The organism is Erysipelatoclostridium sp. MSK.7.34 (genome assembly GCF_019041935.1).
In the GTDB taxonomy this organism is placed as follows: Bacteria; Bacillota_I; Bacilli_A; order Erysipelotrichales; family Coprobacillaceae; genus Thomasclavelia; species Thomasclavelia ramosa.
The window spans coordinates 1-8,203 of the sequence record NZ_JAHPYJ010000049.1 but is presented as its reverse complement, the minus strand read 5'-3'; the positions used below and the strand labels follow the sequence as shown (position 1 = coordinate 8,203).

The following is an 8,203-nucleotide window of genomic DNA, read 5'->3' as shown; positions in this document are numbered from 1 at the left end:
CACATCAAGGCATATAAACCTGAAAGCAGCAGTCTGGGAAGCGGACAGGTTTTAAACAGACCGTATACCTTTAATGAAGGAAGAATAATTCTTAAAGAAATGATTGACTCGTTGTGTCTCGATCTTGTGGCAAAAAATCTAGTAACAGATCAGATTACAGTAAGTGTTGGCTATGATAAAGAAAATATCAAAACTGACTATACTGGCGAAATAAAGGATGACAGATATGGACGAAAGATTCCAAAACATGCTCATGGAACTGTCAATATAGGCAGATATGCATCATCAGCAAAGCTGATCACACAAAAAGTTTTAAACTGGTATGACAGCAGTGTTAATAAAAAATTAACAATAAGACGTTTTGCTTTGTCTGCTAATCATATTACTGGTGAAAGCAGTATTAAAACAAAACCGACAATACAGCAAATGGATCTGTTTACTGATTACGAGCAGTTAAAAAAAGAAGAAGAAAAGCTTGAAAAAGATTTAGAAAAGGAAAAAAGACTTCAGGAAGCAACTTTGAAACTGAAGCAGAAATATGGAAAAAATGCTGTATTAAAAGGTATGAATTTAGTAGTTGGAGCAACTGGCAAAGACAGAAACAACACTATTGGGGGACATAAAGCGTGAGTGATATACAATTCGCTATAAATAGTCGACGATGTAATACAATAGGTTTATAATAAAACGTAAGAGTTATAGTAAAAAAGGGAGAAATACCTATATGAAAAAAATGTGTTGTTTGTGGAAAGGAATTTAATTCTAAAAATGGAATAATAAACTGTTCGGATATATGTTACGAAATAAGAAATAAAGAACGTTAAAATAATGGGTTGATAGGACAGAATAAATTAAAAAGAGAGCATAAGAAATGTCCTGTATGCGGGTAAAAATTTGAGGTAAAAAAAGCAATCTTGTCTTTGCGTGGTCTTTCATTTGCAGATTACGCACGTAAGTTAAGAATAACACCACAAGCCTTAAATACAAAAAAAGAGAAATAACGTTTATAAAATAAGTAATCTGATTGAATTTGGAGAATTGACGAATGCAAAATTAGTATTTATTGATGAAGAAACAAATGAAATTTTGATAAAGTTTAATAAAGAAGATCTAAATGAAGAGGAAAAATAAAAAAAGAATTTTTAAGTTGAGCCTGTAAATTATTTTGTGTAAAGTCTATTTCAATGATAGAATTTGATGAGTAACTGTATTGAGTAATCACACAGTTACTTTTTTTATATCATATCATAATATATTTAATTGTAAATGTTCTCGTTAAAGCCTCCCTTCAAAAATGATTTGAAGACTAGAATATATAACACACCAATTACCATATGAGACATTCCATTTACTTGTTATTTTATCCTGAGCTAAGTACAAAGTTTTAAATAAACTTTCAGAGAGTGTAAATAACTCCAGTATATAAAATTCTAACTATTTCACCTGTCTATTTGACAAGGGGGTATCAAATATAATCGTAATACATGATTTATCTACTTCTGCTTTATTAATGTAATGAATTTTATCATAACTGGATTTACACATGCTTTATATATTACTTCGTTAACTTCTACATCTTTACTCTTTATCTTGACATAAAATATTTTTTAATTTGCATTACCATCTATTATAAAATTACTTCTTCTATAATCATATTTGTGATCTTTAACTTTTCTTTCCTTCTTATTTCTTGATGTGTAAGATGGAAATAGGAGGTTAACGATTATGTTCCATAAAAAATCTATCTTTTAATTATTTAATGAAGAGTGAATTTATATGGATTAATTAAACATTCGAATATGAATATATGAACTAAAAGATGAATTATTCTGTATAATCTTATCCACTTATTCTATACCTTATAGATATATATTGTAATTAGTGAAACTTTTATTTAGAGTTTTAATTAACAATGTTCAGAATTATTATTAACCCAAATAAAATGTTCACATTTTTGTTAACCATGTGTGTAATTTCCATCATGAATAATTCATGATAATATTTAAATGTAAAGAAGATAAATCGTTTGGATCCGAGAAAATTAATTTTCACGATTATCTGAGGAAGGAGGGAATAAATGTTTTTTGAGGAAAGGGTAGCATTGTTCGGTGTTGAAGCCTCATCTTCAGAAGAGGTAATAAAAATTGCAGCTGATGAATTATATAAAAGAGGTATTGTTAAAGAGGACTTTTATGAACACGTAATGCTAAGAGAGAAAGAGTTTCCAACAGGATTAGCAACAGCTAAGTATGGAGTCGCAATTCCACATACAGACTCAAAATATGTTAATCGTTCGCAGATTGAATTTATATCATTGAAATCACCAGTAAAGTTTAAAAATATGGGAGATGTATCAGAAGATATAGAAGTTACTCATATTTTTATGATTGCAATGAGCCAATCACATGAACAGTCTGAAACATTAACGAAACTCATGGGAATGTTTGCTGATGAAGAGTTGATGCAGAAAATGTATGAATGTTCTTCTAAGGATGAATATGAGAGTATTTTACAAGAGAAAGGATTAATTTAAGTCGAGGAGAAGAAATATGATTGAAACATTTATGAATATATTTATGAGCTTAGGTTCTTCGGTATTTATTCCAGCAATAATTATTATCTTAGGTTTGATATTAAAAATGAAGCCAGGTAAAGCGATTGTTGCTGGGTTAACAATTGGTATTGGATTTATTGGATTAAGTATGGTCACTGGAGTGATGACAGATGCTTTAGGACCAGCTATTGAATTAATGGTCGAAAAATATGGATTATCATTAAGTATTATGGATTTGGGTAGTGGTACCGCAGGACCAGTTGCATTTTCAACAACAATGGGTATAGTTATTATTCCGATTGCATTTGCAATCAACATTGTATTGGTTTATTTAGGATTGACAAAAACATTCAATGTTGATGTTTGGAACTTATGGCAACCTGCATTAATTGGAATTATGGTGTGGGGAATTACGGATAGTTTTTTGATTGGTGTTCTTTCAATGATTCCAGCATTCTTAATTGAATTAATTTTAGCTGATTTAGCAACTCCATTTATGACTGATTTCTATGGTTTTCCTGGGATGACATGTACACACATTATGGCAAATGCGGGATTGGTATTAGCCGTACCATTAAATTGGTTATTTGATAAAATTCCAGGTTTAAATAAAATTGAAGTAAATCCTGAAAAAATTCAGGAAAAGTTTGGGGTAATTGGTGATCCAATTATAATTGGATTCGTAATTGGTCTAATTATTGGTGCATTAGCAGGATATGAAGTACCTAAAATGTTGACATTAGGTGTACAGATGGCTGCAGTATTAAAAATTATGCCAAAAATGGTTTCATTATTTATGGAAGGCTTAACGCCTGTCGCAGATGCAACTAAAGAATTTACTGCAAAATATATGGGTGGTAGAGAGGTTAATATTGGAATGGATGCTGCTTTAGTGGTTGGTAATTCATCTGTAATGTCTACGGCTTTATTAATGATTCCAATTACTCTTTTAATTGGTGTTATTCTTCCAGGAAATAAGGTATTACCATTTGGAGATTTACCAACATTAGTATTTGCATTAGCCTTAATGGTTGCAGGATTTAGAGGAAATGTTTTTAGAAGTGTATTAGGATGTTCAATTTATACTATAACTATGCTTTATGCAGCTACTTATTTAGCACCAGCATTAACTACTGCTTATCATATTGCAGGATATGAAATTGGTAGTGGTATGATTTCTTATGTATCAGCAGGATTATGGCCAAATGCATTGCTTGTATTTGTTGCTAACATTTTAAGTGTACCAGGATTATTAATTTTAACAGCAGTTGCATTAGGCGTATTATACTATGTAAATAAAATTCGTAAAGCGCAGGCTTAATAAATAGAGGTGAAAAAAATGAAAAGAATTATGATTATATGTGGTGCAGGACATGCAACTTCAACAGTGGTGAGAACTAAAGTTGAAAGCTGGTTAAAAAAAGAAGGATTAACTAATGAAGTTGAGGTAATGCAATCTTCAATAAGTGCACAGACAAAAGATATTGCTGAGGGAAAATATGATATTGTAATTAGCACAACACAAGTACCAGAAAGCATTAAAGATAAGGTTATTATGGGATTGGGACTTTTAACTGGTTTTGGGACTGAACAAGTATTTGCACAAGTAAAAGAAAGACTGGGGAAATAGCATGGCAGTATTTCATAAAGAAATCAATCTTACCACTATAGCTAATCGACCATCATATCATGATGTTACAGCAGATGTAATGGAAGCATTAGCTATCAGTGGCATTCAGGACGGGATTTGTGTTGTATCTAGCCCACATACAACTTGTGCAGTCTTTTTTGAAGAATTTATGCATGACAAGAATTATTATGGTGACGAATTCTTACAAGTCGATTTGAATGAAACTTTAGATAAAATTATTCCAGTCCAAACAACAGAAGGACAATATCATAGTCCTGGTCCAGAGCATATTGCATATGGTATGGCAAAAACAGATCCGGATTATCCAGCAAAAGAATGGACTATGTTAAATACCGATGGACATTTGAGATCTACATTATTAGGAGCAAGTGAAACATTGATTATTAAAGATGGAAACCTATTAAATGGTAAAGTAGGTTATATCTATTTTGTTGATTTTGATCAAACAAGAGAACGTAGAAGAAAATGTAATATTGTCATTATGGGAGAATAAAAATGATTAAAAATATTATTAAAAATGTTATTGAAGCGGAAAGTAATGAATTAAAAAAATTGACAGAATCATTAGATTATGATGTAGTAAATACATTGATTGATAGAATTCAAAATATAAAAGGTAATATCTTTATAACTGGATGTGGTACATCTGCAATGGCTGCAAAAAAAATTGTTCATACTATGCAAGTAGTGAATCAAAAAGTTTTCTATTTAAACCCATCAGATGCAGTGCATGGAGGAATTGGAGCGATTGGAAAAGATGACATTGTCATTATGATTTCTAAAGGAGGAAGTACAAATGAGTTATGTTCTTTTTTAGGAAACCTAAAAAGCAAAGAGGCCTTCATTGTATATGTAGGAGAAAATGAAAATTCAACAATTGGAAAATCAGCAGATTTATTCTTGAAAATTAAAATTGAAAAAGAGCCAGATGAATATAATATGTTGGCAACTGCTAGTACATTAGCTACTATTTCAGTTTTTGATGCGATTGCAATATATATAGAAAAGAATTCAGCTTTCTCTCAAAAAGTATTTTTGGAAAATCACCCAAGTGGTGATGTAGGTGATCGCTTGAACGCCATCATTAAGTAATATAAGGAAAATCAAGGGATAGATTGACTCTATCTCTTCATGCTTTTATGGAGGAAATTATGATTATAGCACCATCATTATTAAATTCGAATATATATGATATTCAAGAAACTGTAAAAATCGCTAAAATTGCAGGAGATAATTATTTGCATATAGATGTTATGGATGGTAATTTTGTCCCAATGCAAGCTTTTGGTGGAAAGATAGTAACTGATTTAAAAAAGAAAACTGATTTAATATTAGATGTTCATTTAATGATTAATAATCCAGAGTTACATATAGAAGAATATAAAGATGCAGATATTATTACAGTTCATGAAGAAAGCACTAAACAATTGTATAATTGTTTAAATCAAATTAAGAATCTTGGTATAAAAGCGGGAGTGGCTATTAATCCAGGCACTCCAGTTAATACACTTACAGAGGTTTTAAATTTGGTAGATCAAGTATTAGTTATGACAGTAAATCCGGCAATGTTAGGTGAAAGATTTATAAAAAATTCTGTCAAAAAAATAATGGAATTAAAAGAAATAAAGGAAAACAGTAATTATTTGTTTGATATTGAGGCAGATGGAAATATTAATGAAGAAACAATAATCCTATGCCATAGTTCAGGTGCAAATATTTTTGTGTCTGGTGGATATGTATTTGGTCACAATAATCCTGAATTGAGAATTAAGAAATTGAAAAATATACTCAGTAATGGTAAAGTTGAATAAAGGAATGATTCTATGAACCCACGGCAAATAAGTATATTTAATTATTTATTAGAACAAAATGATTATGTAACTGCGAAAACAATTTCAAAAGAATTCAATGTAACACCTAAAACGATTTATATAGACATAAATATATTACAAGAAGAATTGATAGAATATGAATTAAGTATTGATAAAAAAACTAATTGTGGCATTTTATTAGTTGGAACTGATGAGTTAAAGGCGAAAGCTCGTTCAATTATTAATTCTTATTATGAAGGTTCTACTAATCTGGGATTAGATGTAGAAAGTCGAAGAAAACAATTATTTGTTGATTTGGTATTGTTTGGAAATTCAATATCACTTCAAAAAACTTCTGAGCAGTATTATGTATCTAAATCATCAATACTATATGATTTAGAGTTTCTTAGAAAGAAATTTTTAATAAAATATCACGTTAATATTGAAACAGATTATGATAAAAAAATAAAATTAACAGGTACAGAAGAAAATATACAATTGGCTATTATCAATGCTTTTATAAATACAATTTTAAAAAAGGAAAAAGAACAAACTTATTTGATATTTAATGAAAAAATTAATTTGGTAATTAACAGTATGCTTGAAAACAGTGTAATTATAGATTTGAATGGTTTTGCTGATTATTATAGACAGGCTTTAAAAATTACTTTATTTATTTTTTTTACTCGTATTGAAAACGGCTTTCATATAAAAAAAGATGAATACTATTTTCTAGATGACTTAGACTTTATGAAAAATTATCCAATTGCAAAGGGAATTTCTGATTATCTTGAAGAGCAGTTAAATATAAAGTGCACCAACGAAGATAAAATGACATTAGCTAAATATCTAGCGTCGTATCGTATAAAAAGTAATAAATCAAATGAGGGTGATTATAAGGAAGTTGTGAATAGAATTATCAACTGTTTAGAAAAAATTGAAAATATATGTATTAAAAACAGAGAAGAATTGACTAACCAGTTGTTATTACATATACCATCAATGGTATTGAGATTAAAAAATGGAATTAAGATTGAAAATCCATTATTAGATGAAATTAAATCAAGGTACCTTCACCTATTTACTTTATCTTGGTATTTATTATCAACAATTGAAACAGAATATAATATTAGTTTGACAGAAGATGAAATATCTTTTATTGTAATTTATTTTCAAATGGCAATTAATAAATCATCAGACTCACGTAGAATATTAGTAGTTTGTCCTTATGGAATTGTATCTTCAAAATATGTTGTTTCACAATTAAAAAATGTACTTCCAAAATATGATGATATACAAGCATGTGGATATGAGGATTTGAAAAACAAAAAATTAGATAATTTAGACTTAATTGTGAGCACTTCATCACAAAAAATCGATACATCAGTTCCAGTTGTTCATGTAAGTCCAATGTTAGATAATGTTGATTGTGCAAAAATATTTGATGCTTATTCGAAATATGTTTTTTTGACATCAACTAGAATTGGAGAGATTTTTAATCAAAATAATATCAATATTCCATTATTAAGGCATCATATAAAAAAAGAAAATGTTTTCTTTAAATTGGATTTTAATACAAAGGAAGATTGTCTCGATTTTATGATTAAAAAGTTAGAGAAAGACGATATTGTGAAAGAAGGATTTAGAAAATCTGTATACAAACGAGAAAATATTGGAAGTGCAGTTTTAGAGAACGGAGTAGCTATACCTCATGGGCTGCCTACAGAAGTCAACGAAATAGGTCTAGTTATATTAACATTAAAAAGACCAATCAGATGGTCAACTAGTTGGGTTGATATGATTGTTTTGATTGCAGTTCCAGAAGATAAAATAATTGAATTTGAATCTATGGTGTTAGAATTATATGAAATGATATCTAATACTGATGTTCTTGAGGAAATCAAAAAAATTAAATCTATAGATGAGTGTACTTTCGAGAAGTAAGTACATTCTATAATAAATGTTTTGAAACTAATACTGATCAAATTGAAACTAAATGATTATTCGTAAAGTATTAATAGTTTCTTCTTATTTGTTATGGCAAATAGAGTAGTGTATGTAATTGGAGTGGACGCTTTAAATATCGCGGGGTAATTTTACCCCGCTTTAATTTTTACCTGTTCAAATTGAAAATTTGAACATATAGACTTAAGTCAGTTGAGCATACGAAGTATGCGAAATAAAAAA

At 29.3% G+C, this 8,203-nt stretch carries 8 protein-coding genes and 1 pseudogene; 8 read left to right on the top strand and 1 reads right to left on the bottom strand.

Translation table 11 applies throughout. The features are described 5' to 3' along the window. The coding region (locus tag KTF99_RS16520) for a DinB/UmuC family translesion DNA polymerase (RefSeq protein WP_442896716.1) at positions 1-630 on the top strand (630 nt) is incomplete at its 5' end. A 645-nt stretch (positions 631-1,275) separates the two neighbouring features. Here the strand turns inward: KTF99_RS16520 and KTF99_RS17745 are convergent. Beyond that, positions 1,276-1,404: pseudogene (locus KTF99_RS17745) on the bottom strand (IS256 family transposase); the annotation flags it as partial. Between the two features lie 673 nt (positions 1,405-2,077). On the opposite strand from KTF99_RS17745, the gene KTF99_RS16515 reads away from it, so the two are divergent. The 7 genes from KTF99_RS16515 to KTF99_RS16485 are packed head-to-tail and all read left to right on the top strand — an operon-like array spanning position 2,078 to position 7,960. Continuing rightward, a complete protein-coding gene (locus tag KTF99_RS16515) occupies positions 2,078-2,533 on the top strand; it encodes a PTS sugar transporter subunit IIA (RefSeq protein WP_008791020.1) in 456 nt (151 codons plus the stop codon). Positions 2,534-2,549: 16 nt separating this feature from the next. Next, on the top strand, positions 2,550-3,875 hold the full coding sequence (locus KTF99_RS16510) for a PTS galactitol transporter subunit IIC (RefSeq protein WP_008791021.1): 1,326 nt from the start codon (positions 2,550-2,552) through the stop codon (positions 3,873-3,875). Positions 3,876-3,893: 18 nt separating this feature from the next. Then, positions 3,894-4,184 carry a PTS sugar transporter subunit IIB gene (locus KTF99_RS16505; RefSeq protein ID WP_008791022.1) on the top strand — a complete coding sequence of 97 codons (291 nt, stop codon included), beginning with the start codon at positions 3,894-3,896 and terminating at the stop codon, positions 4,182-4,184. Between the two features lies 1 nt (position 4,185). Further along, on the top strand, positions 4,186-4,698 hold the full coding sequence (locus KTF99_RS16500) for a YjbQ family protein (RefSeq protein ID WP_008791023.1): 513 nt from the start codon (positions 4,186-4,188) through the stop codon (positions 4,696-4,698). A gap of 2 nt (positions 4,699-4,700) precedes the next feature. Next, a complete protein-coding gene (locus KTF99_RS16495) occupies positions 4,701-5,297 on the top strand; it encodes a KpsF/GutQ family sugar-phosphate isomerase (RefSeq protein WP_008791024.1) in 597 nt (198 codons plus the stop codon). A 59-nt stretch (positions 5,298-5,356) separates the two neighbouring features. Next, positions 5,357-6,016: a ribulose-phosphate 3-epimerase gene (gene rpe / locus KTF99_RS16490; RefSeq protein ID WP_009301118.1), complete on the top strand. Its 660-nt coding sequence runs from the start codon at positions 5,357-5,359 to the stop codon at positions 6,014-6,016. 12 nt (positions 6,017-6,028) lie between these two features. Further along, entirely contained in the window at positions 6,029-7,960 is a 1,932-nt protein-coding gene (locus KTF99_RS16485; RefSeq protein ID WP_029480989.1) for a BglG family transcription antiterminator, read from the top strand. Positions 7,961-8,203: the final 243 nt, after the last annotated feature.

Excerpts from the sequence above, each read along its gene's own strand:
- KTF99_RS16515 (WP_008791020.1), top strand. The coding sequence starts at position 2,078 with ATGTTTTTTGAGGAAAGGGTAGCATTGTTCGGTGTTGAAGCCTCATCT.
- KTF99_RS16510 (WP_008791021.1), top strand. The coding sequence starts at position 2,550 with ATGATTGAAACATTTATGAATATATTTATGAGCTTAGGTTCTTCGGTA.
- KTF99_RS16505 (WP_008791022.1), top strand. The coding sequence starts at position 3,894 with ATGAAAAGAATTATGATTATATGTGGTGCAGGACATGCAACTTCAACA.
- KTF99_RS16500 (WP_008791023.1), top strand. The coding sequence starts at position 4,186 with ATGGCAGTATTTCATAAAGAAATCAATCTTACCACTATAGCTAATCGA.
- KTF99_RS16495 (WP_008791024.1), top strand. The coding sequence starts at position 4,701 with ATGATTAAAAATATTATTAAAAATGTTATTGAAGCGGAAAGTAATGAA.
- rpe (WP_009301118.1), top strand. The coding sequence starts at position 5,357 with ATGATTATAGCACCATCATTATTAAATTCGAATATATATGATATTCAA.
- KTF99_RS16485 (WP_029480989.1), top strand. The coding sequence starts at position 6,029 with ATGAACCCACGGCAAATAAGTATATTTAATTATTTATTAGAACAAAAT.